This is a genomic window from Fructilactobacillus sp. X8R2C1 (genome assembly GCF_059900955.1).
In genome coordinates this window covers 108,441-132,410 of record NZ_JBWXVI010000005.1, presented here as the reverse complement: position 1 = coordinate 132,410, position 23,970 = coordinate 108,441, and the positions used below count along the sequence as shown (strand labels likewise).

Annotated in this window: 24 protein-coding genes; 2 read left to right on the top strand and 22 right to left on the bottom strand. The window is 37.8% G+C overall.

Translation table 11 applies throughout. From position 1 onward, the window contains the following. Nucleotides 1-67: 67 nt before the first annotated feature. The 3 genes from ccpA to AC6UD6_RS06420 form a co-directional block, all read right to left on the bottom strand. Nucleotides 68-1,069: a catabolite control protein A gene (gene ccpA / locus AC6UD6_RS06430; protein ID WP_500694406.1), complete on the bottom strand. Its 1,002-nt coding sequence runs from the start codon at nucleotides 1,067-1,069 to the stop codon at nucleotides 68-70. 136 nt (nucleotides 1,070-1,205) lie between these two features. Next, nucleotides 1,206-1,658: a YtxH domain-containing protein gene (locus AC6UD6_RS06425; RefSeq protein WP_500696099.1), complete on the bottom strand. Its 453-nt coding sequence runs from the start codon at nucleotides 1,656-1,658 to the stop codon at nucleotides 1,206-1,208. A 14-nt stretch (nucleotides 1,659-1,672) separates the two neighbouring features. Then, nucleotides 1,673-2,089: a DUF948 domain-containing protein gene (locus AC6UD6_RS06420; protein ID WP_500696098.1), complete on the bottom strand. Its 417-nt coding sequence runs from the start codon at nucleotides 2,087-2,089 to the stop codon at nucleotides 1,673-1,675. A gap of 139 nt (nucleotides 2,090-2,228) precedes the next feature. Here AC6UD6_RS06420 and AC6UD6_RS06415 point away from each other — a divergent pair, with 139 nt between their 5' ends. Continuing rightward, nucleotides 2,229-3,212, top strand: a complete 984-nt coding sequence (locus AC6UD6_RS06415) for a mechanosensitive ion channel family protein (RefSeq protein ID WP_500696097.1) — start codon at nucleotides 2,229-2,231, stop codon at nucleotides 3,210-3,212. A 35-nt stretch (nucleotides 3,213-3,247) separates the two neighbouring features. On the opposite strand, the gene AC6UD6_RS06410 is transcribed toward AC6UD6_RS06415, so the two are convergent. Then, nucleotides 3,248-3,838, bottom strand: a complete 591-nt coding sequence (locus AC6UD6_RS06410) for an XTP/dITP diphosphatase (protein WP_500696095.1) — start codon at nucleotides 3,836-3,838, stop codon at nucleotides 3,248-3,250. Next, complete coding sequence (murI, locus tag AC6UD6_RS06405) at nucleotides 3,838-4,647, bottom strand: glutamate racemase (protein ID WP_500696094.1); 810 nt, start codon at nucleotides 4,645-4,647, stop codon at nucleotides 3,838-3,840. Before murI ends, AC6UD6_RS06410 begins: the two co-directional genes overlap by 1 nt. Before the next feature lie 136 nt (nucleotides 4,648-4,783). Between murI and AC6UD6_RS06400 the strand changes: the two genes are divergently transcribed. Beyond that, nucleotides 4,784-5,254, top strand: a complete 471-nt coding sequence (locus tag AC6UD6_RS06400) for a YslB family protein (protein ID WP_500694400.1) — start codon at nucleotides 4,784-4,786, stop codon at nucleotides 5,252-5,254. A gap of 23 nt (nucleotides 5,255-5,277) precedes the next feature. Here the strand turns inward: AC6UD6_RS06400 and trxA are convergent, their stop codons facing one another. The 17 genes from trxA to AC6UD6_RS06315 form a co-directional block, all read right to left on the bottom strand. Next, a complete protein-coding gene (trxA, locus tag AC6UD6_RS06395) occupies nucleotides 5,278-5,598 on the bottom strand; it encodes a thioredoxin (RefSeq protein WP_500694399.1) in 321 nt (106 codons plus the stop codon). 78 nt (nucleotides 5,599-5,676) lie between these two features. Further along, the gene (locus AC6UD6_RS06390; protein ID WP_500696093.1) at nucleotides 5,677-8,037 is read right to left on the bottom strand and encodes an endonuclease MutS2; all 2,361 of its coding nucleotides are present in this window, start codon (nucleotides 8,035-8,037) and stop codon (nucleotides 5,677-5,679) included. Nucleotides 8,038-8,051: 14 nt separating this feature from the next. Next, nucleotides 8,052-8,546 (bottom strand): CvpA family protein, encoded by a 495-nt coding sequence (locus AC6UD6_RS06385; protein WP_500696092.1) that lies wholly within the window; start codon nucleotides 8,544-8,546, stop codon nucleotides 8,052-8,054. Further along, on the bottom strand, nucleotides 8,546-8,800 hold the full coding sequence (locus tag AC6UD6_RS06380; RefSeq protein ID WP_500694396.1) for a cell division protein ZapA: 255 nt from the start codon (nucleotides 8,798-8,800) through the stop codon (nucleotides 8,546-8,548). The genes AC6UD6_RS06385 and AC6UD6_RS06380 overlap by 1 nt, the downstream gene beginning before the upstream one ends. Nucleotides 8,801-8,896: 96 nt before the next feature. Then, entirely contained in the window at nucleotides 8,897-9,205 is a 309-nt protein-coding gene (locus AC6UD6_RS06375; protein ID WP_500694395.1) for a DUF1292 domain-containing protein, read from the bottom strand. Nucleotides 9,206-9,224: 19 nt separating this feature from the next. Further along, entirely contained in the window at nucleotides 9,225-9,650 is a 426-nt protein-coding gene (ruvX, locus tag AC6UD6_RS06370; protein WP_500696091.1) for a Holliday junction resolvase RuvX, read from the bottom strand. Nucleotides 9,651-9,658: 8 nt separating this feature from the next. Continuing rightward, a complete protein-coding gene (locus tag AC6UD6_RS06365; RefSeq protein ID WP_500694394.1) occupies nucleotides 9,659-9,937 on the bottom strand; it encodes an IreB family regulatory phosphoprotein in 279 nt (92 codons plus the stop codon). Nucleotides 9,938-9,994: 57 nt separating this feature from the next. Then, a complete protein-coding gene (gene alaS, locus AC6UD6_RS06360; RefSeq protein ID WP_500696090.1) occupies nucleotides 9,995-12,646 on the bottom strand; it encodes an alanine--tRNA ligase in 2,652 nt (883 codons plus the stop codon). Nucleotides 12,647-12,906: 260 nt separating this feature from the next. After that, nucleotides 12,907-14,268, bottom strand: a complete 1,362-nt coding sequence (locus AC6UD6_RS06355; protein ID WP_500694392.1) for a DEAD/DEAH box helicase — start codon at nucleotides 14,266-14,268, stop codon at nucleotides 12,907-12,909. Next, a complete protein-coding gene (locus AC6UD6_RS06350) occupies nucleotides 14,268-15,224 on the bottom strand; it encodes a DHH family phosphoesterase (protein ID WP_500696089.1) in 957 nt (318 codons plus the stop codon). The genes AC6UD6_RS06355 and AC6UD6_RS06350 overlap by 1 nt, the downstream gene beginning before the upstream one ends. 55 nt (nucleotides 15,225-15,279) lie before the next feature. Then, entirely contained in the window at nucleotides 15,280-16,401 is a 1,122-nt protein-coding gene (gene dinB, locus AC6UD6_RS06345) for a DNA polymerase IV (RefSeq protein WP_500696113.1), read from the bottom strand. Nucleotides 16,402-16,474: 73 nt separating this feature from the next. Then, nucleotides 16,475-16,852, bottom strand: coding sequence for a preprotein translocase subunit YajC (gene yajC / locus AC6UD6_RS06340; protein WP_500694389.1), 378 nt, complete (start codon nucleotides 16,850-16,852; stop codon nucleotides 16,475-16,477). A gap of 63 nt (nucleotides 16,853-16,915) precedes the next feature. Next, on the bottom strand, nucleotides 16,916-17,929 hold the full coding sequence (gene ruvB / locus AC6UD6_RS06335) for a Holliday junction branch migration DNA helicase RuvB (protein ID WP_500696088.1): 1,014 nt from the start codon (nucleotides 17,927-17,929) through the stop codon (nucleotides 16,916-16,918). A gap of 15 nt (nucleotides 17,930-17,944) precedes the next feature. Continuing rightward, on the bottom strand, nucleotides 17,945-18,541 hold the full coding sequence (ruvA, locus tag AC6UD6_RS06330; protein WP_500696087.1) for a Holliday junction branch migration protein RuvA: 597 nt from the start codon (nucleotides 18,539-18,541) through the stop codon (nucleotides 17,945-17,947). A gap of 24 nt (nucleotides 18,542-18,565) precedes the next feature. Continuing rightward, the gene (gene mutL / locus AC6UD6_RS06325) at nucleotides 18,566-20,482 is read right to left on the bottom strand and encodes a DNA mismatch repair endonuclease MutL (protein WP_500696086.1); all 1,917 of its coding nucleotides are present in this window, start codon (nucleotides 20,480-20,482) and stop codon (nucleotides 18,566-18,568) included. A 12-nt stretch (nucleotides 20,483-20,494) separates the two neighbouring features. Next, on the bottom strand, nucleotides 20,495-23,143 hold the full coding sequence (gene mutS / locus AC6UD6_RS06320; RefSeq protein WP_500696085.1) for a DNA mismatch repair protein MutS: 2,649 nt from the start codon (nucleotides 23,141-23,143) through the stop codon (nucleotides 20,495-20,497). 15 nt (nucleotides 23,144-23,158) lie between these two features. Continuing rightward, nucleotides 23,159-23,968 carry a TIGR00282 family metallophosphoesterase gene (locus tag AC6UD6_RS06315; protein WP_500696084.1) on the bottom strand — a complete coding sequence of 270 codons (810 nt, stop codon included), beginning with the start codon at nucleotides 23,966-23,968 and terminating at the stop codon, nucleotides 23,159-23,161. Between the last annotated feature and the right edge of the window lie 2 nt (nucleotides 23,969-23,970).

Here is a 23,970-nt window from a genome sequence, read left to right as displayed (position 1 = left end):
CTCCTCTCTTTTAAACATATTAACTCTACAATTATATCAATTAGTGGCCCTAGTATCAAGCATAGTTCTATTTGGTCGATTCACGCTTCTTTAATCCAAAGGGTAAAAAGACCTTGTTTTCATCAATTTCTTCATTATTCATCAACTTGGTTAAGAGTCGCATGGCAACAGCTCCAACATCATAAAGCGGCTGAGTAATAGTTGACATAGTTGGTCTAGTCATCTCAGTCAGTTTAGTATCATTACTAGTGGCCAGTTCAAATTCCCCGGGAACACTGACACCGTCATCGGTCATTGAGTTCATCACCCCAGCAGCCATATCATCATCGGTAACAATTGCCGCAGTTACTTCATTCTTTTTTAGTTGCTCTCTTAAAGCATATCCACCAGAATAGCTTACATCGGTCTCAAATAATAATGCTTTCTCAAACGGAATTCCAGCATCTGAAAGCGCGTCTTTATACCCTTTTAACCTAAAATCTTTATTAATCGACCGGTTTAAGGGTCCGGAGATAAAAGCAATACGATCGTTCCCGTTACTAATCAAATGGGTAACCTCGGAATACACGGCTTGGCGATAATCAATGTTCACACTAGGAATCTTACCACTAGCATCAACTGAACCTGCCAAAACAACTGGGGCGTGTGACTTTTTAAATTCAGTCCGAAGTTCATCAGAAATTTCATTTCCCATAAATACAATTCCATCAACTTGCTTGGCTTGCAATGTATTCATTGAAGTAAGTTCACGCTGATTGTTCCCATCCGAATTAGTCAAGATAATATTGTACTTATACATCGTTGCTATATCGTCAATCCCGCGTGCAAGCGAAGCAAAATAGGTATTGGTAACGTTGGGGATAATAACTCCAACCGTCGTTGACTTTTTACTTGCTAGTCCCCTAGCAACTGCGTTAGGTCGATAGTCAAGTTTATCAATGACACTCAAAACCTTTTGTTTGGTAGCATCTTTCACATTCTGATTCCCATTTACTACCCTTGAGACAGTTGCCATTGAAACATTGGCTTCACGAGCTACATCATAAATTGTCACATTTTGTTTTTTCAAATTTGGCTTCTCCTATTATGTACTACTAGACCATTAATTATTATAAATATATCAAAGTAAAAGAACTCATTCAAGTGAAATCGGTTACATTTTGAGGCAAAAAAAACCGGACTACCGTCCGATTTGGGTAAATAAATTACTTTTCGTGATGTTCGTGAATTGGATAAATTGTTTCTGCTCGATCTTGATCACTAAAGGCATCATCAGGATCAATCACAATGTCATCAGATTCTTTTTCTTTAGCAAGATCATCTAATTCATTTCTAGGAGCAGGATGTTCATCAACGTTCGCCCTTAATGAATTAACAGCCTCTTGCAAATCAGATAACTTATCCCCCAGTGATTCATTTACTTTTTGCACTGAGTCTTTAGCATCATCCATCTTATCTGAAGCAAGATCCTTAAGGTCTTCAGCAGTGTCATTTGCGTAATAAACGTAATCTAGTGCACGATCTTTAACATCTTCAGTGGTATCAAGAAGAAAGTCTTTGATCTCACGCTTTCTCGATTCATCTAATAGTTTGTATGCTACAAATGCAGCAGTTCCGCCGATTACTGATCCTAAAAGCATTCCCTTTTTAAAATTCATAACCAATCCACCCCTTAATTTGTTCCTTCAGAATTTTTGTCGCGTTTGGAGAATAATCTACCAATCATTTTACCAGCAAAAGTCAAAGCCGAAGTCTTGGCTAACAAACCACTCTTTGATCTAACTTTTTCAGTTGCAGTTCTGGTTGCTTCATTTAAGTCTGAAACACTAACACCTAAATCAGCAGCCGCCTGAAAAACTGGGTCGACTTGATCCAACTTTGAGTTAACGTTATTTAACAATGTATTTGAAATCACCATAATCTGCTCACACTCTTTGCTAATATGATTTGCATCATTAGTAAGACTATCAACATTTTCACTTAAGTCTTTAACCGTTTTTGATAAACGGACCAAAAACAAGCATAAAAATACAACTAATACTAAAAAAGCAATTGCAGCAATTAGCGCTGCTAACTCACCAATCCCCATTTAATTATCCTCCTAATGGCTTCTTCTCCATTTAGAATAGCATTATCTAACCCATATGACAATTTAAAAAGCTTAATTTTATTTGGGTCTCGTCTCTGTTAAAATGTTGATAATCGAAAAATTAGGAGCGGAGGACATTATGAACATATTTATCCAATTAGTGGCTAACGGAGCTAACGCTTCATCAGCCCTTAAATCAGGATCCGTTGAAAACGTAGCAAATCCATCGTTTTTAACTAAGTATTTTAGAAGTTTTGACTGGGCTAAAATATTCTCTAATCTTACTACCAAGATTATCAGCATTATCTTAGTTTCAATTTTATTCTTAATTATAATAAGAGTTGGAAGAAGATTTATTAAACACTATTTTAACAAACGTCAAAATGATATCTCGCAAAAACAGGATAAATTGCCCAAAATAACCGGAACGTCAGAACCCATTGCTGCCAGACGAAATAAAACGATGTACACCCTTACCACCAACATTTACTACTACACCGTCGTTTTCTTCTGGTTATATTCACTATTGTCAATGATTGGAATCCCAGTTGGAACGTTACTCGCAGGAGCCGGAATCTTCAGTTTAGCAATTGGACTTGGAGCACAAGGATTCGTCAGTGATATTGTTAGTGGCTTTTTTATCCTAGCTGAACATCAAATCGACGTGGGGGAACGCGTTATTATTAACAATATTGAGGGGTACGTTAAAGCCGTTGGGCTTCGCACGACTCAAATCACAAGTATCAATGGAACTTTAAATTTCATCCCTAATCGTAGTATCACCACCGTTTCCAACCTTTCCCGTGGAGAAATGATGACCATCATCAATATTCGAATTACTCCTGAAACCCCAATCCACAAGGTCGAAGATATCATTGCTAAAGTTAACGAAGAAAAGTGTCCCAATGACCCTGACATTGTTGGTAAACCAGTCATCTTCGGGACTAACTTCTTACAAGATGGCTCGCTTGCAATCTCCGTTTTCTTACACACTAAGAATGAACGTGAATTCGACGTTAACGCTGAATATCTAGGAGCATACCTGACTGCTATTAATAAGGCCGGAATTAATCTTCCACTTTCACCTTTAGTGGTGCCAGAACCACCACAAAGCACAAACTAAAAAAGAGCCTATCACTAATCGTGATAGGCTCTTTTTTACCACCAATCTTCAATTACACTAGTTAACTTACGCAAAGCATTGCCACGAGCGCTGTAGTGATTCTTTTGGGCGTCCGTTAACTCCGCCAAAGTTTTACCAACGTCAGGAAGATAAAAGAGAGGATCATAACCAAATCCATTTGTCCCTTTTGGAGTTTCTACAATCTGACCGTTAACTCTTCCCACAACCACTAGTTGTTTACCATCCGGTCTTCTCACAATCAGTGTTGTATTAAAATGGGCGGAACGATCCTTTTGACCCGCCATGTTCTTTAACAATTTAGCTTTATTAGCCTCATCATTATGATCGCCAGCATAACGCGCTGAGTGAACTCCGGGCGCTCCACCTAAAGCATTAACCACCAAACCTGAATCATCAGCTAACACCGGCAAATTTAAGTAGTCAGAGACGACCCTGGCTTTAATACTTGCATTCTCTTCAAAGGTTGAACCATTCTCATCAATCGGTGGAACATCTTCAAAATCATTAATTGACTTCACGGTTAAGCCTAATTTTGAAAGCATCTCCGAAAACTCATTGATTTTACCAGGATTTTTTGAGGCAAGAACAATTTGATTATTTTTCATCAGTATTTCTCCAATTGTTTAACAGGAATCAACTTAGCATCAATATCAGTATGCAACCAGTTTTTACCCACTTTATCAAATCTTTCAACATCGGCAGTGGTGTAAAAACGATCACTAGGCGATTTCACGTTTGCTAGTTCACCCTTTTGCTTTAATTCATTTTTAACAGCATTAACCGTTTCGTATCCAGGATTAACCAAAGTAACATCGGGGCCCATTACATCCGCAATTAAGTCCGCAATAATTGGAAAGTGAGTACAACCTAACACTAATGTATCAATGCCACTATCCTTAAACGGTTTCAAACCGTCAATAATCGTTTTCTTAGCAGTCGAACTTTGATAATCACCACTCTCAACAAGTGGAATAAAATCTGGACACGCCACTTCTTTCACAGTGATATTAGAATCAATGCCTTTAATGGTATCTCGATAAGAGTGACTAGTAACCGTGCCCTTGGTTGCAATCACACCAATTTTTTGATTTTTAGTTTTTTTAACTGCAGCTAAGCTTCCCGGTTCAATAACTCCAATCACGGGAATTGGAAGGATCTTTCTTAAATACGAAAGAGCTGCTGCCGTGGCAGTATTACAAGCAATCACCATCATCTTAGCGCCTTGATCAACAAAAAAACTCCCGATCTCAGCTGAGTACTTGCGAACCTCATCTGCGGTTTTTTCGCCGTAAGGAAGTCGTGCTTCGTCTCCAAGATAAATCATGTTTTCATGTGGTAATTTTGAAAGTGCCACTTTTGCAACTGTCATTCCACCAATTCCAGAATCCATATAAGCTACTGGTGATGATTTCATATTATCCCTCCTATTAACTTCAAATCTAATTATGGCGTTTTTTTAAATTTAGTTCAAGTTGCCTTTCTCCTTTATTTCACGGTGTTCTATGATAAAATGTTATTTGTAAAGTATCTTTTTGGAAGAGGACTCTGATATGAATAAATACGAAAAGTTTCGCAAAGAACATTCTGATTCACCCTTTTGGGGAATCGAACTTTTAAGAGATAGTCTTTTACCAGATTTGTTGGATCAAGATATTCACGACATCTTATACTGGGCTGGCAAGGATCTTGCCACTAAGTTCCCACTAGCATCAAATGATGATCTTCAAGTATTCTTTAAACAAAGTCAGTTTGGTAATCTAGAACTTAAAAAGGAAAGTCTCAAAAAAATCAACTGGAAATTAGCTGGACCAGAAGTCGAAACCAGATTAAAGCTGAACAAGGATCCCGATTTTATGCTTGAAGCTGGCTTTTTAGCACAAACGAAACAGCAGATCGATCAAATCGCAACCGAATGCGAAGCAACCATTAAATTAAACAGTGTGAACTTTATAGTTGTTTCTGATCCCAATGCTCCGGTCAACAATCCTAGTGATTTTAAACCAATTATCATCGCAAAATAAAAAAGAGCCATTTGGCTCTTTTTTTATGCTGTATATGCAGACAACAATTTCTTTAACTGATCCTTTGAATGAAAGCCGACAATTTGGTCGATAACCTTGCCATCCTTAAGCACCATCAAAGTTGGAATACTCATAATCCCAAATTCACGTGAAGTGTTTGGATTATCATCAACATTCATTTTAAAGAATTTAACCTTATCTGCTACCTCAGGATCCTCAGACAAGTCTTCAACTACTGGTGATTGCATCTTACATGGGCCACACCATGGTGCCCAAAAATCAACAACTGAAATCCCATCGGCAGTGTCTTCTTTAAAGTTTGCATCATTAGTTTCATTAACCATAACATTTGCCTCCTTAACTTCTTACTATGAGTAAGTATAAACACGTATTGATTCAAATGCAACTAAGTTGCATACAATCTACTTAAACTTGACGACAGTTGAGCCGTCCCCACCAGCATTTGCTGGTGAAAAACCAAATTCCTTAACGCGGCGATTGCGTTTTAGATAATTTATGACTCCCTTACGTAGAGCTCCGGTTCCTTTCCCATGAATAATGGTAACGGACGGATAACCAGCCAAAAGAGCGGAATCAATGTAACGATCTAGTTGTTGCATGGCTGATTCATATCTTTCACCACGTAAATCAAGGGTTGGTGAAATCCCACTTGAACGCGTTCGCCGCACACTAGGCGTGTGCTTTTTCGGCTTTGAAGTCTCTTTTTGAACCTTTTCAAGGTCAGACTCGGAAACTTTCATCTTTAAAATTCCAAGTTGCACTTCCCAATTATCTCTACCAATCTTATTAAGCAGAACACCCCTTTGCCCATAAGACTTAACCAGTACGTCATCACCCTCTCTAAAGTTATGCTTTGCTTTTTCTCGTTTCAAAACACGATTATGTTTAAGTTCTGGATGCTGTTCAAGAGAATTGATCTTTCCCTTAGCATCAATTAATTCATTTTCTTTGACTGATTGTTTACTTTGACGTTGAAGGTGATGAAGATGATTAATAATTTCGTTAGCTTCTCGTCTTGTTTTTGAAACAATTTGATTGGCCTGACGCTTGGCATCATTAACCATCGTATCTTTATTATTATTAAACTTAGTGAGTTGCTCGTCTAACCTAGCGTGCAATTGTTCATTATCTGCCAGTTCCACCTTGAGTTTACGGGCACGTTCATCGGCAGCTTTAGTCTGTTTTGTTAGTTGCTTAATCATTTTATTAATATCTTGACTATTAGAATCCATTAGTGAACTAGCTTCAGAAATGATCGACTCATCCAATCCCAGTCGCTTAGCAATGTTTAAAGCATTACTTTGTCCTGGAACCCCCATCAATAGTCGATAGGTTGGCTCAAGGGTCTTCTCATCAAATTCCATTGAGGCGTTGATCGTTTCTGGCCGATTGTATCCATAAACTTTCAGTTCTGGGTAATGAGTGGTAGCCAACACTTCACTACCTGATTCACCGATTTTATCTAGAATCGACATAGCTAATGCCGCTCCTTCTTTAGGATCCGTTCCAGCACCTAGTTCATCAATTAAAATTAAGCTTCTCTTAGTAATGTGTTTTAAAATGTCAATCAAATTATCCATATGAGACGAGAAGGTACTAAGATTAGCCTCAATCGACTGTTCATCCCCAATGTCAGCAAACACATTATCAAAAACACCAATTTGACTACCTTCATTTGCCATTACAAAAATTCCAGATTGGGCCATTAACTGATTTATCCCAAGCGTTTTGATGGTAATCGTCTTACCACCCGTGTTCGGACCAGTAATAATAATTTGTCGAAAATCAGATCCAATTGAAATATCATTTCCAACAACCTTTTGCTGGTCAATTAACGGATGCCTGACATTTTTTAAATTAACATGATTATCCCTTGAAACACTTGGCTTAGTTGCATTCATCTGATCTGCAAACTTGGCTTTAGCATTGATCAAGTCAAAATGGCCTAATTTAGAAGCATTTTCCATGAGTTCCTCTTGATAAGGTCTAATCATGTCGGATAATTCACCCAAAATTTTATGAATCTCTTTGCGCTCATCTAGTTGTGATCTTCTCAGATCGTTATTAGATGAAACTACACTTTGAGGTTCAATGTACAAAGTCAATCCACTTGTACTTTGATCATGAACGATTCCACCAAATTTTTGTTTGTCTTCTGCCTTAACTGGAATAACATAACGACCATCTCGAACCGTGATGATTGGCTCACTCAAATATTTCGATTGTTTACCATGGATAAACTTATTCATGGTAGTTTTGATGTTAACTTCTAAGCGTGCGATTTCTCTTCTAATGGAACGCAACTGATTAGATGCCGAATCTAACACTCGTCCATCTTCGTCAATTGACGTCTCAAGTCGTTTTGAAACTTCCGGAAGATCATTAAAGTTCTTGGCTTCATCGTACAAAACGTTCAAATCAATTTTATCATCCGCTAAATTATCAAAGAAAGTTTTAACCCGCACACTTGCAAGTAAAACCGCACTAACTTGAGCCAACTCAGTACCGTTTAAATCGGCATTAACCGCTAATCGTTTCACGTATGGAGTAATGTCATTTAACCTAGGAACTGGGATCATTTTGTTTAGGCGATAAATATGTGAGCCGTCATCTGACTCATCCAATGAGTGAGAGACTACATCATAATCACTACTGGGCCTTAATTGTTTTAATTCTCTTGATCCATTTTCAGTGGTTAGAAATTGACCCAGCAACTGCTTCACTCTGTTATATTCTAATGTATCAAGTACTTTTTCGTTCATTTTTTCATCCCATTTTACCGATTTATCATTTGATTAAATAAGTGTGGAGAATCCATCGTGATCATCTGTGAGACGGTTGAATTTTGATATTCAGTATTTACCCAATTATTGTTAGTCAATAATAATCCATCAAGTATTAACATTATCACTAACAAACTAATGATTACGCCAACAACCGCACCCAATAGCGAATTCAGTTGTCTTAACACTGGCAGAGAAACAATCCGATTCAATAGATGTGAAACCCATCTTAAAATAACCGCCACTACTACAAAAGTTACCAAAAATGATAGTCCCCGCCAGAAGCCAGTATTGCTGTAAGCATGGGTCGCTAAAATCATATTAGAGACGGTTCTTAAAAAATCAGCAACCGGAATCACATAAACAAACGCAATTATTGCAGCAATCAAATAACTAATAAAGCTGAATAACTCATTTACCAGGCCACGATGATAACCATGGACAATCGAAAAGATTAGTATAATTATGATGATAATTGTAAATAACATTAGTCTTCGTCATCCTCCGCTTTATTGTTAATCTTATCAAGTTCTAATTGTTTTTTTAATTGATCAGAAATTGCATTAAACGCAATTAAAATGGCAGCATCTTCATCACTTACACCCTTGGAGATGTTTTTTAACTGTGCCAACTGATTGTTTAAGATGCGCGCAGTTGTCTCCATGTGTTCATCTGAAGCATCCCCAATAAAAGTATATTCCTTCCCACCAATTTTAGTTTTAAATCTATTTTTACCAGCCAAAGTAAAACCTCCCGCAATGCTTCCATTTTATCATGAAAATCCTTTAAATTAATTAAAAAAAGGATGCTGGATTTCCAGCATCACTTAATTATTTAATTATTTTTGATCTTGTCCTGATTGCAGGAATGTATCAAGCATTTCTTGAACCATTTCCCACTCATTGTCATCTTCAATTGGTTCTAATTCTCCACCACTTGGATTAGCAGGATCATCATCCTTTGGCAATGCATAAGCCTCAATATCTACTTCATCGTTATCATCATCTGTTGCTGGATAAATAAAAATATAGGAACGATTGTAATCATCAGATGAGAAGGTAAATAAAATATTATACAAACTTTCTTTTCCATCTTCATCGACAAGCGTAACTTGTTCTTGTTGGTTGTTCTCGTTTTCTTTACTCATATTAGTTCCTCTTTTCTAATTAGAAATTACATAACTTACCCTTACGATCAAGGTAACTCTGTAAAATCAATTCAGCCGCAACCTTATCAATAACTTTTTTTCGTTTTGCTCTTGAAACATCAGCTTGTTCAATCAGCATTCGTTCAGCTTCAACAGTGGTGAGTCGTTCATCTTCAAAATCAACTGGCAGATTAAAATTTTTCTTTATCAAATCCCCATAATTTTTCGAAGCTTCTACTCTTGGACCAGAAGTATTATTCATATTCTTAGGTAGTCCAATGACAACGCCGTTGACATCATATTTCTGGATTAATTCCTTCATTCGTTTTAACCCAAACTCTTTTTCATCTTCGTTGATTTTAACGATTTCGATTCCTTGAGATGTCCACCCTAAAGCATCGCTCATGGCTACACCAACGGTTCTCGATCCAACATCTAATCCCATTAACCTCACTAATCTGACGTCCCATCCATTGATGGTGTTCTACCCTTCAAATATGAATGTAAAAGCACATCAATTATTTCTTCTCGATCGTAATGACACATTAGCGTCCGCGCATTATTCAATTTTGGAAGATATGCTGGATCGCCAGATGTTAAATAACCAACTAATTGAACATAAGGATCATAACCCTTTTCAATTAAGGCTTGGTAAACAGTCGCCAGCGTCTTATGAATATCTAGATTCGACTTGTCTTTAAATAATGAAATGTTTTCTTGTTTGTGCTCCATCATAGATCCCTCCCCTACAAAAAAGATAATACACGACTAATTTTCAAATAACAACTATTACTTATGTTCCTTAATCCAGGTCTTGGCAGCTTTTAAAGCATCATCAATACCAGCTGGATTTTTACCACCAGCTTGGGCCATGTTAGGACGACCCCCTCCACCACCGCTGATATTTTTAGAAATTGATTTAATTAAATCACCAGCTTTAATTCCAGCCTTCACTTGATCCTCACTAACTGCAACTAATAAATTAGCTTTGTCATCAGTACCAGTCCCAAGAACAAGAACGTCTGAAGCGTTTTTATCTCTCCAGGTATCAGCTAATTCTCTTAGTTGACTCATATTAGCATTTTTTAAGTGTCCTGCAATCAAAGTGACTCCGTTAACGTCTTGAACATCATCAAAAATGTCTACGGCTTCCTGGTTAGCTAGCTTAGTTTCAAGTGATTCTTGTCGACTTTCCAAATCCTTAATTTGACCTTGCAATTGTTTAACACGGCCGGGAATTTCCTCGGTTGTTGGCGACTTAACTGTCTTTCCAATTTCCTTTAACATTCGTTCCTCATCATTTAAAAGATTAAAAGCATCTTTAGAGGTAACAGCTTCAATTCTTCTGACTCCAGATCCAACTCCGGTCTCAGAGACAATCTTAAATAATCCCAACTGACTGGTATTTTTAACATGATCGCCACCGCAAAACTCAATTGAAAAATCATCAATCTTTACTACTCGAACTTCATCGCCATACTTTGCGTCAAAAAGTGCAATAGCGCCCATTTCTTTTCCAGTTTTTTGGTCGGTCACAACGGTTTGAACGGGAATGGCAGCAAAAATCTTTTGATTAACCATGTTCTCAACTTTTTGCAGTTCAGCGTCAGTGACTTGACCAAAATGGGTAAAGTCAAAACGAAGATAATCAGGACGAACTAGTGAGCCAGCTTGTTGCGTATGACCACCAAGAACATTTCTTAGTGACTGATCTAATAGATGAGTTGCCGTATGGTTATTCTCAACCCGATCATGGAAATTGCGGTCAACAACTAACTTGTACTTCTCACCTTTCTTCATATCACCGGTAATTTTAACAGTATGAAGATTTTGACCATTTGGAGCTTTTTGGACATCCTCAACTTCAGCCACTTCGTCACCATTTTGGTTATAAATCTTACCACTATCGGCTACTTGACCACCCATTTCAGCATAGAATGGTGTTTTATCGAAAATTAATTCAGCTTCTTTTTGGTCCGGCGTGATCTGATTTGTCAGCTTTTCATCAAAAATAATATCATTAAGTTTAGCAGCATCAACGGTTAGTCGATCGTATCCCACGTATTCACTAGGAGTTTTAATATCAAGTAACAAATCTCGTTGAACTTTCATCGATTTCTTCGACCCACGAGCGTTTCTAGCCCGGTCTTGTTGCTTTTGCATTTCAACATCAAAACCAGTTTCATCCACTTTAACCCATTCATTACCAGCATATTCCTCGGTAAGTTCAAGGGGAAAACCATAAGTATCGTAGAGTTTAAAGGCATCTTTACCAGAAATTTCTTTTTTAGAATTGGTCTTAGTCTCAGAAATAAGGTTATTAAGCAGTTGCAAGCCATCGCTTAGCGTGGTGTTAAAACGCTCTTCCTCATTTTTAACAATCTTTTTAATATAATCACTCTGTTCAAGAACATCGGGGTAATAAGATTGCATGATTTGACCAACAACGGGAACTAGTTTATACAAAAAGGCATCATTAATACCTAATTCGTGTCCATTAACAGTTGCCCGTCTAATCAGGCGTCTAATGACATAACCTCGTCCTTCATTTGAGGGAAGGGCCCCATCACCAATGGCAAAGGTAATTGCCCGAATGTGATCGGCAATGACCTTAAAGGGGATGTCATCTTTCCGATTACCATCATACTTCTTACCATCACTTAATTCCTCAGTCTTCTTGATAATTGGCATAAATAAATCGGTTTCAAAGTTCGTTGGTGCATCTTGGAAAATTGATACAACCCGTTCAAGTCCCATTCCAGTATCAATGTTTTTTCTTGGAAGTGGCTCATAGGTTCCTTCAGGCGTGTGATTAAACTGAGAAAACACAATATTCCAAACTTCCAAATATCGTTCGTTTTCACCGCCAGGATAATTTTCGGGATCATCAGGTGCCAAGTTATCGTACTTTTCACCCCGATCATAAAAAATTTCCGAATCAGGACCTGAGGGACCTTGACCAATGTCCCAAAAATTGTCCTTTGCTTCAACAATATGATCAGGCGCAATCCCAACCTTTTCCCATAATTCCTTTGTTTCTTTGTCATCAGGATAAACGGTGACGTATAAATTATTTGGATCCCATCCAAACCACTTCGGACTAGTCAATAACTCGTATGCCCACGGAATGACTTCTTTTTTAAAATAATCACCAACCGAAAAATTACCAAGCATCTCAAACAGAGTTTGGTGTCTTGCCGTTTTACCAACGTTCTCAATATCATTAGTTCTAATACTCTTCTGCGAACTAGTTAATCGTGGATTACTTGGAACTTCTGAACCATCAAAATACTTTTTCATGGTGGCAACCCCAGAATTAATCCAAAGTAAAGTGGGATCATCCTTTGGGACTAGTGAGGCACTCGGTTCCACGGTATGACCCTTCTCTTTGAAAAAATCAAGAAACATTTGACGAACTTGACTACTGCTGAGCTTTTTCATGATATCCTCCATAATAATAAAAAATAAAAAACACCCTTGCTAGCAAAGACGCCGGGACGCGGTACCACTTTACTTGCAACGATGTTGTCATTACCTCTTTAGTCCCTATAACGTGGGAAACGATCTACTGTTTGGTAGCATCAAAATAACTAAGTACGGTCTGTTTTCATTTTTCAAACCTTCCTGTAGTACTTCACTAATTTGACATATCCAACTAATTTAAATTATATCCAGAAAATAAACTACTGTCAATTAGACTCTTACTGATAACGCTGCGAACTACGCTTTTTTTGCTTCTTGCGGGCTCGAATTTGATTTCTGATCTCAATTTTACGATCTTCATCACTTTTTTGCTTAATAGCACGGCGAATCTTCTTTTTGTATCCAGGTTTAACGTTTTTCTTCTTTTTCTTAATCAAGCCAATCATAGTAGGATCCAATTTATTTTGGGGCTCACGACGTTTAGCTCGCCGTCTTCTATCATAAGTATCAACTACTTCTCCATGTTTAATTTCTTTAGGAGTAAATTTAATCCCCATTTTCTCCAATTCAGAGATCTTTTGTTCTTCACCTGGTGCATATAGTGTGATGGCAGTCCCTTTCATCCCATTTCGACCGGTTCTTCCAACTCGGTGAATAAAATATTCTAGATCAGTTGGAATATCATCATTAATAACATGAGAAACTCCTGAAATATCAATTCCACGGGCCGCTAGATCAGACGCCACCACAAATTGATAATCAAGGTTTTGAATCTGCTTCATAACCCGCTTTCTAACTCGTGGTTGCATTCCTCCATGAATTTCAGCAACTTTTAACCCGCGTTGCTTCAGATAATCATAGATCTCATCTACCCGCTCACGCGTATTCGCAAAAATAAGAACCAAATATGGCTCACCCATTGTGATCAGCTGATAAATTAAATCATTTTTATCTTTTCCTTTAGTCGAAATCAACCAGTTAGAAACATCCTGATTGATAACCGTTTTGGTGGGAATATCATCCATGACCGGATTCTTCATGTACTTTTTTAGAAATGGCCTTAACTTCGGTGGAACAGTAGCAGAAAATACCATCATTTGTAAATCCTCGGCCATTTTAGAAGCAATCTTGTCAATTGTATCTAAAAAACCCAAGTCTAGAGTCATATCGGCTTCATCAATTACTAGCTGACGAGCACGATGGATTTCAAGATCACCATTTTTAACAAGATCCCAGATTCGACCCGGAGTACCAATCACTACTTGTGGTTGTTCATGCTCAAGCTTTAAAACTTGGCGTTCCTTATCAGTTCCTCCGACATAATTTCCAATGTGAATGGTTTTATCAGAAAATTTAGCAATTTGTTTTGCATTGTCATAAATTTGATATGCTAATTCCCTACTGGGGGTTGTAATGACAACCTGAACATCTTCTTTATTAAGATCTAAACCATCAAAAATGGGCAAAAGAAAGGCATGAGTTTTTCCACTACCAGTAGCAGACTTACCAATCACACTTTTTCCATGTTTAATGGTTGGAATTACCTTAGTTTGAATTGGAGTAGGATTATGAAATCCCAGGTCCTGAATGGCATCACTAATGAAGGGTTGAAAATGATAATCTTTAAATGAAGCTCCCATTAATTGTTCTCCTTTTTGTACTGTTTCACAATTTCTCCTAGCTGCTTAACAACTTGTGTAATCTCATCCTCATCAGCAGCTTTAGCTCCACTTGCAAGCGCATGACCACCACCGTTGTGTTCTTTAGCCAATTCGTTAATGGATGGTCCTTTAGAACGCAATCGAATGCGATAATTTCCTTCTTTTTGTTGGACAAAAATCGCCCAAGAAACCACAGTGCCAATATTACCAGGCAACGGAACCACTGATGACGTACTATCATCACCTAAGTTGAGGTCCTTAATTACTTCATTAGTCAAAACTACATATGCAGCCCCATTGTCGTCAATTTTCAAATTATTGTATACATAAGCAGCCAAACGGGCTTGGGCAGTATCAATTTCATCTTCAATTTGGGCCACGTCGGTAATCGAAAAATCGTACTGGTCTAATTTGCCTGCCACTTCAAACGTATGCGATGAAGTCGATGAATACTTAAATCTACCAGTATCTCCGATGATTCCAGCATACAATAAACGAGCTGCATCATCTGTCATCTTTAAATCATCATTAGCAGCAAATAAATCATAAATTAATTCGGAAGTGCTTGATGCTTCTGGTTCAACCCACATCAAATCCCCAAATTGATCGTCATTTGGATGATGATCAATTTTAATTAAATATTTTCCCTTTGTATAACGATCATCATCAACTCGCGGCTGGTTAGCAGTATCAACCACAATCACTAAGGCATTCTTGTAATCATCGTCACTTGCTTTCGTAACTTTTCCTAACCAATCAAAGCCTGGATACTGTTTTCCAACGGTCAAAACCTTTTTATTCGGATAAGATGCTTTAATAATGCTAGCCAACCCAATTTGAGAACCAACCGCATCTGGATCAGGACTCTGATGTCTGTGAATAATAATCGTCGGATATTCCTTGATTTTTTCGTTAATTTGCTGCTTTGTATTCATTAAAATAGCCTCTAATAATCTTAATTATTTAACAGTTAAGTATAACCCACAAACACTATAATTCAAAGTGAGGATCTGAATACAAGGGAAGCTTAACGTTTTGAAACCCTAAGTCTGAGAGACTAGTAAGTGTTATTCCCAACAATCTAACGCCATTAGTGGCATCAGGAAGCAAATCAAAAAGCTCCATTGCCAAATCATAAAAAAGACGGGCATCGTTTTCCATAAAATCATTCCACGAAACTCTTTTGGTTAACGTAGTAAAGTCACTGTACCTGACCTTTAAGACTAAAACTTTTCCATGTTTCTCATGCTGATTTAATGACTGCTCCACCATCTCAGAAATCTTATGGAGTTGTGATTCCACTTCTTGTCGGCTTTTTAACTCAGGACCATAAGTTCTTTCTTTTCCAATTGATTTGCGCTCTCTTTGGTACTCAACCGGTCGATCATCGGATCCGCGAACTCGACGATACAAAAAATAACCAAACTTACCAAAATTCTTGATAAGATCCATCTCTGATTGTTGGTATAAATCATAACCATTTTGGATGTTTAATCGTTGCATTTTTTGAAGCGTCTTTTTCCCAACACCCCGATAACATTCAATGGGAAGTTTCATCAAAAATTCGTGACTATCTTCCACATCGATCACAGAAACCCCAGCAGGCTTCCGGTAATCAGAAGCCTCCTTGGCTAAAAACTTATTGTAAGAAATCCCGGTGGAAGAAGTTAGATGAGTCTTTTCCCATATTTCACTTTGAATCAAATGAGCAATCAGTACTGGATTATCAATTCCCTTTTTGTTATCTGAGATGTCAAGATAAGCCTCATCAAGCGCAACGGTTTCAATTCGGTCGGTATATTCATGAAAAATCGCATGAATTTGATGCGAGACGCTTCGATACAATTCAAATTCGGGTGCCTTAAAAATTCCCTTAGGACAAAGTTCAAGTGCTTTACTAGCAGGCATTGCTGAATGAACTCCAAACTTTCTCGCTGGGTAATTAGCAGTGGTCACTACTCCACGACCACCAGTCGTCCTTGGATCTTTAGAAATAATGAGTGGTTGATCAACAAATTCAGGATGCTCACGTTGCTCAATTGAGGCAAAAAAAGCATCCATATCAACATGTAAAATCCGACGTGAATGATTGATTTGAATTGATTCTTCCAAAAGTTCACCTTCTGTCCCAAACGTACGTTCTTGTTCATCCAATAAAAAAGATCGGACTCATCCGACCCTCTTATTAAGCGTTGTCATCATTTGAATTATTACTTACATCAGATGCTTTTTCTGATTCGTCCTTTTTGGAAGTATCCCTCTTTTTTGAATCATCTGAAGCACTATCTTCTCCTGGACGACTTGCACTTGCAATCGCGTTGAGGTCAAATACTAAATAAAGACCATCACAGTCTAAAGTAACCGTTCGCTTTTCATTATTAATTTGATCAACAATTCCATGAAGTCTGCCAATGGTAACCACATGATCACCCTTGCGCAAGTTCTTCAAAGTGTTTTGATGCTTTTGTTGTTGCTTCTTTTGTGGTCTGATCATCATAAAATACATTAAAACGAACAAAAGAATTAATACAATAATTCCAGCATATTGTGATATGTTCTGCATGTTTTCACCTCATTCTTTATTTAACAATAGCTTACCAAATTGTCGATAAAATTTCCAATTAATTTAATTAGCTTCAGGATATTTCCGGCCTAAATGTTTATAGCCAGCTCTTGTTACCATCCGTCCTCGAGCAGTCCGCTTGAGATATCCAATCTGTAACAAATATGGTTCATACATCTCAGAAATTGTTTCTGATTCTTCACCGATATTAGCAGCCAAAGTGTTTAATCCAACTGGACCACCGTCGTAAAAGTCGATCATCGTTGAAAGCAAATTGAGATCAGTTCGATCTAATCCGTTCTTATCAACACCTAAGGCATTAAGTGCGGTGTCAACGTTATCAACATCAATCTCATCATGATTGGCCACCTGTGCAAAATCTCGCACTCGTTTTAACAATCGATTAGCAATTCTGGGAGTTCCTCTGGAGCGCAGCGCAATTTCGTGAGCACCATCTTCTTTAATCTTACTATGAAAGATTTTAGCTGAACGTTTCACAATCTTTTCTAAATCACGATCATTATAGTAATTCATCCGTTCAACAATACCAAACCGATCTCTAAATGGTGAATCAAGCAACCCAGCCCTTGTGGTAGCTCCGATCAGCGTAAACGGTGGTAATTCAAAGTGAACGGGATGCTTGGTTGAATCGTCATTTCCAATGATAATGTCAACATAGTAGTCTTCCATCGCGGAATATAACATCTCTTCAACTTCTTTAGGTAAACGATGAATTTCATCAATAAAAAGAATATCACCGGGTTTTAATTCGTTTAAAAGAGCCACCAAATCACCTTTTTTTTCAATGGCGGGACCGGTGGTTGTCTTCATATCAACACCCATCTCATTTGCAATCACGTTTGCTAGTGTGGTCTTTCCAAGACCAGGTGGTCCATACAATAAGACATGATCAAGCGATTCTTCTCGCTGCCTAGCGGCTTGAATGTAAATCTTAAGTTTCTTTTTTAAATCATCTTGACCAATATACTGATCAAAACTTTGGGGCCGAAGTGACATTTCAAAAGAATCATCGGTTTCATCATCACTTGATCCAGAAACTATTCGATCATCTGCCATTAACTTCCTCCTAATCTACTTAGTCAATAGTTTGAGACCTGAACTAATATATTGATCAGTTGTATAGTCTGCTTCTATTTTCTGTAGTTTTGTTTTAACTTTATCAACCTCACGTTGCTTAAAACCAAGAGCTTGTAATGCACTCAATGCATCGTCTAACTGCTTATTTCCAGTGTCTTCAACGTCATTTACCGAAATACTACCAACAAATACGTCATTAGATGTAATCTTATCCTTTAGGTCCAACACAATTTGTTGGGCAGTCTTTTTCCCAATTCCGGGAAATTTAGTTAAATACTTAATGTTTCCAGCATTAATGGCACTAATTAAACCATTACTGTCATTACCAGCCATAATTGCCAAGGCACTTTTTGATCCAATCCCGGAAACATTCAGTAATTGTTCAAAAAGTTGTTTATCCGCTAACGAAATAAATCCATATAATGCAATCCCATTGTCTGAAACCGACTGGTGGATATAAACTCGCACCTGTTGGTCAGTACTATAGTGATAGGGATTAGCTACATAAACTAAGTAACCAACTCCATCAACGTCTAAAACAATGTACTTGGGGGTCACATCCGTAATCATCCCATACAAGTATTCATACATACAATCAACTCATTTCCTATTGGATTAAAAATTCACATCTCTACTTTGATGCGGGTCCTGAATTCGCTTAAACATGGTCTCCAGATCTGAATTAGAAAAATGAACTAAAACAGGACGGCCATGGGGACAATTAAAAGGATTCTCACACTGTGGTAATTTATCTAACAAGGCCTGAGCCTGGCGCTTATCCAGATGATGATTAGCTTTAATTGCTCGTTTACAACTCATCATGATGGCAGCTTTTTCTCTAAACTGTGCAATCGAAAGCTGTTGATTACTCAAAACCCAGTCAATCATTTCTTTAATGGTATCTTCTTCCTGACCAGCTTTAAACCAAACCGGATGCTGCCTAATGACAAAACTATTTTTCCCAAATGACTCTAAATGGATTCCATTCTGCTCTAAAAGATTCAAATGATTGGAAATAATTAAAGCATCACTGGAAGTGTAATCAAGAACAATTGGAACCAATAATTTCTGCTCGTCTTCACTCACATTGCCAACTTGTCTTCGATAGTATTCATAATTAATCCGTTCTTGAGCAGCGTGCTGATCAACAACATACATCCCATCTGAACTTTCAGCAATTAGGTACGTACCATGAACTTGACCAACATACCGTAATTGTGGAAAATCATGAGACGAATTTGGACTTTGCTGATTGTCACCAAACGGTAAGTCGACCACTTCATTTTCGTACTTTGCTTTAAATTTACGAGCGGAATTCGAATCTAAATCATTTTTTCGATAAATCATAATCGGCTGATGATGAGCTGGATAAGCATTGTGATTAGCCACTGACTTCATCGAGTCTGACTTACTAACCTGTGGAATCGAACTTTTTTGTGTATTTTGATCTTCATAGAGTTGATTTAAGTTAAGTGAAATTTCCGTAGAGTTATGACGTGCAACCCCATTTTTTAAAGTCTGGTTATTCATAGCATCCGGAATCAGATTTTGTTTGGCTAAAGCATCATAAATTGTTTGTGAGACGAATGAACTTAATTCCTTCTTTTTGGAGATTCTGATTTCCTCTTTTGAAGGATGTACATTAACATCAACTAAAGTTGGATCCATCTCGATACTTAAAACGACAATCGGATATCTTCCAACCATCAGTTTTGATCCGTACCCGTCAATAATCGCGTGATCAATGCCAAAGTCACGAATAAATCGCCCATTAACGATCACAGATGTATATTTACGGCTTGCTCTAGTTAACTCTGGCAAGCTGACGTAGCCGCTTAATTTAAAGTCCGGATTTTCAGCACTAATCGGAATCATTTGCTTCATACTTCGATTGCCATAGATTCCAGCAATAACTTGTTGCATGTTGTTTCGACCCGAAGTCCGTAGGAGTTCTCGACCATTATGAGTCAAAGAAAAAGCAATTTCAGGATGGCTAAGAGCCAATCGATTGACAATATCAGATATCTTAGATAGTTCCGTAGATGGTGCCTTTAAATATTTTAGCCGGTTAGGGGTATTAAAGAATAGATCAGAAACGACGACCGATGTCCCTCTTCGTGCCTGTGATGGCTCCATCTTTACAACCTTGCCACCATGAATTTTAATTTCAGACCCCTGTTCTCTACCATCCGAAGTCCTCATTTCCACATCAGAGACAGAGGCAATACTAGGCAACGCTTCGCCACGAAATCCTAATGATTTAACTCGAAACAAATCACGTTTATTATTAATTTTACTCGTAGCAAAACGTCGAAACGCCAACTCAACTTGATCAGGAGCAATTCCAGATCCATTATCAATCACCTTAATCTTTTTAAGGCCATAATCAACCACTTCAATGTCAATTTTACTACTACTGGCATCAATTGAATTTTCAACTAGTTCTTTAACTACCGATACTGGCCTCTCAACAACTTCTCCAGCCGAAATTTGATCGGAAAGAATTGTCGGTAATTGATGAATGTCGGACACAATATCACCACCTTAATTTTCTAACTTAGTTTTCCATTTATACACCAAATTCATAATCTGAATTGGAGTCTTACTCATAAGATCAGTATTCTCAATGTCCTCAATAATCTTACTTTTATTTTTATCTAATGACTTATCACTTTTGGGATCATCCACTTTAAACAACGCCATTTGTTCCGAATCATTTAAATCAATTGAACTAGATGGCGTGGTAGATGCTGGGTTGTCCTTATGAACGGGACTTTGAGCTTGAGTAGCATGATTATCATTACTTTTTTGTTGCTCATCATCTTCTAACTTTAAAAGAACCGTGCTAGCGCGCTTCAACAACTGATCAGGAAGGCCAGCTAACTTAGCAACATTAATTCCATAGGAACGATCGGCTGGTCCATCCATAATTTTATGAAGAAAAACCAGGTTGCCATCTTCTTCAACTGCCCCAACGTGAACGTTCTTTAAATGCTTTAACTCTTGATCTAATTCGGTTAATTCGTGGTAATGAGTTGAAAATAGTGTTTTAGCACCAATATTATCATGAATATACTCAATGATAGATTGTGCAAGTGCCATGCCATCATATGTGGAAGTTCCTCGTCCAATTTCGTCAAACAAAATCAGTGAATTAGCGGAAGCATGTTTCAAGGCTTCATTGGCTTCCCTCATCTCCACCATAAACGTACTTTTACCCGAAATAAGGTCATCGGCAGCACCAATTCGAGTGAAAATTTGATCGAATATGGGCATCTCGGCTGCATCAGCTGGAACAAAACACCCCATTTGTGCCAGGATTACAATTAGAGCTAGTTGTCTCATGTATGTGCTTTTACCGGACATGTTCGGACCAGTAATTAATAATTCAGAAATATCTGGATTCATTATCACATCATTTGGAACATAACTTTGAGCCCCCATCACATGCTCCACAACGGGATGACGTCCTGCTTTAATGTTCAAATCATGACCATTATTAAACTTGGGCTTTACAAATTGATACTTCTCAGAAATAGTCGCAAAGCTCTGCAAAACGTCTAAGCGTGAAATTCCACTCGCTAACTTCTGAATTCGCGGAATCTGCTTTTTAATCTTATCTCTGACCTGTGTAAAAATTTCATATTCTAAACTTTTAGATTTCTCTTCTGCTTCTAAAATAATCGATTCTTTTTCCTTTAGTTCCGGTGTTGAAAAACGTTCCGCATTGGTAAGTGTCTGAAGACGTTCATACCTACTATCATCAAGTTTACCAAGATTACCTTTCGATACCTCAATATAGTAGCCAAATACTCGATTATAACCAATCTTGAGGTTATGGATCCCAGTTTCCTGACGCTCTTTAGCTTCCATATCAGCTAACCATTTTTTACCATTTTTCATGGCATCCCGATACCGATCAAGTTGTTTATTATAACCATTTCTAATGACTCCACCATCCGTGACAGAAATTGGGGGTTCTGAAACGATGGCGTCTTTTATTAATTCATACACATCATTAACATCATCGAGTTTTTGATAAATTTCATCAAACTCTGGAGTATCTAGGTCATTTAAAACATGCTTAATTTTGGGGATTTGTTCAAGTGAAGTCTCCAGCTGAATCAAGTCTCTACCGTTTACTCCGCCAAATGAAATTCGTCCAGAAAGTCGCTCTAAATCATAAACTTTAATCAAATTGTCGGAAAGCTCACTCCGCTCATAATAATTATCTAAGAGCGTCCCAACTAGATTCTGGCGTTGCTCAATCTCTTTCCGATTAATTAGCGGCCGCTCTAACCATTGCTTAAGTTTTCTACCACCCATTGCCGTTTTAGTATCGTCAACGATCCATAGCAACGTGCCACTCTTTTTGCCGGTCCTAATGTTTTTAGTTAGTTCCAGATTATATTGCGAATTATGATCAATTTTCAAAAAAGAACTTGGCTCATATCTAACTGCTGGTTGAATATGAGATAAACTACGCTTTTGTGTGTCCGAAATATAAGTTAATAACATTTTAAGGGAGTCAATTAGCGTTGGATCATCAATATTAGTAATGACATTTGACCCCACCTCAGAAGTTTGATTCTCTTTTGAAATAAGAACACCGATTCCCTTTAGTTGATGAATCAAATTATCATCGATCGAGTCGTTAACTACAATCTCTTTTGAATTAAGATTAATCACTTCGTTTAAGACAGCTTCATCGCTTGCTAACAAGCTAACCTTTAACTCACCTGTAGAAAGATCAATGTAAGAAAATCCAAAAGAATGCTCATCTTTATTATAAGTAACCGCGGTTAAGTAGTTGTTGACCTTAGCATTTTCGGCATTGGCATCAGTTTGAGTTCCAGGCGTAATTAGCTGAATAACATCCCGATCTACCATTCCCTTAGCAGTCCGAGGGTCTTCCATCTGTTCACAAATTGCTACCTTGTATCCCTTATCTACTAAGGTATCAATGTAATTTTGAACGGATTGATGAGGAACGCCACACATCGGAATGGGATTATCTGACTTCCTACTTCGTTTGGTTAAAGTTAACTCCAACAATTGCGCACCTTTAATAGCATCCTCGTTAAACAATTCATAAAAATCGCCAATTCGATAAAACAAAAAAGCATCAGGATATTGATCCTTAACTTTTTGATATTGTTGCATCATTGGCGTAGTTTGTTTTGATTTTGCCATTAACATCGCTCCTCTTTAAAATTCTTGATATGGGTGATCCTTGTTGATTAAAATATTCTTAATTTTTTTAGCTTTGCCAGACTTGTTATCGACATCAATGTAGCAACCTGACAACACTGCTGCGCCAGTCTCTTGAACCTCAAACCGATTAGGACGTGCCGTCATAAACTTATTAATAACGGGTTCAAACTTCATCCCAATCACTCCATCATCTGGTCCAGTCATCCCTGCATCAGTTAAAAAGGCCGTCCCACTTGGTAAGATTTGCCCATCACTAGTCTGCACGTGGGTATGGGTACCCACTAATGCGGAGATTTTCCCATCCAAATGAAGCGCCATGGCCTTCTTTTCACTAGTAGTTTCGGCATGAAAATCCACAAAGACGATATTAAACCCATTGGTATGTAGCTTATCAAGAAGCGCATCCACTTTACTAAATGGATCATCAATTTCATCCATAAACACGCGACCTTGAAGATTAATCACAGCTACCTTACTACCATTAACGTTCATTTCTATGTAGCCCTTTCCTGGGACATCTTTTCCAGGATAGTTAAGGGGACGAATTAAATTTTGGGTTTGATTAATAAAATCAAAAATTTCTGGATTATTCCAGGCATGATTCCCCAAAGTAATCACGTCTGCTCCGGCATGCATAATTTTTAAATAAAGATCATGATTAATCCCACGTCCCACCTTTGTTGCATTTTCGCCATTCACAATGGTTACCTGTGGTTTTAAGTCATGTTTTAGCAAGGGTAGATATTTTTCTACCGTTGCCACCCCAATATTGCCAACCGTGTCACCTAAAAATAAAAATCGCATAT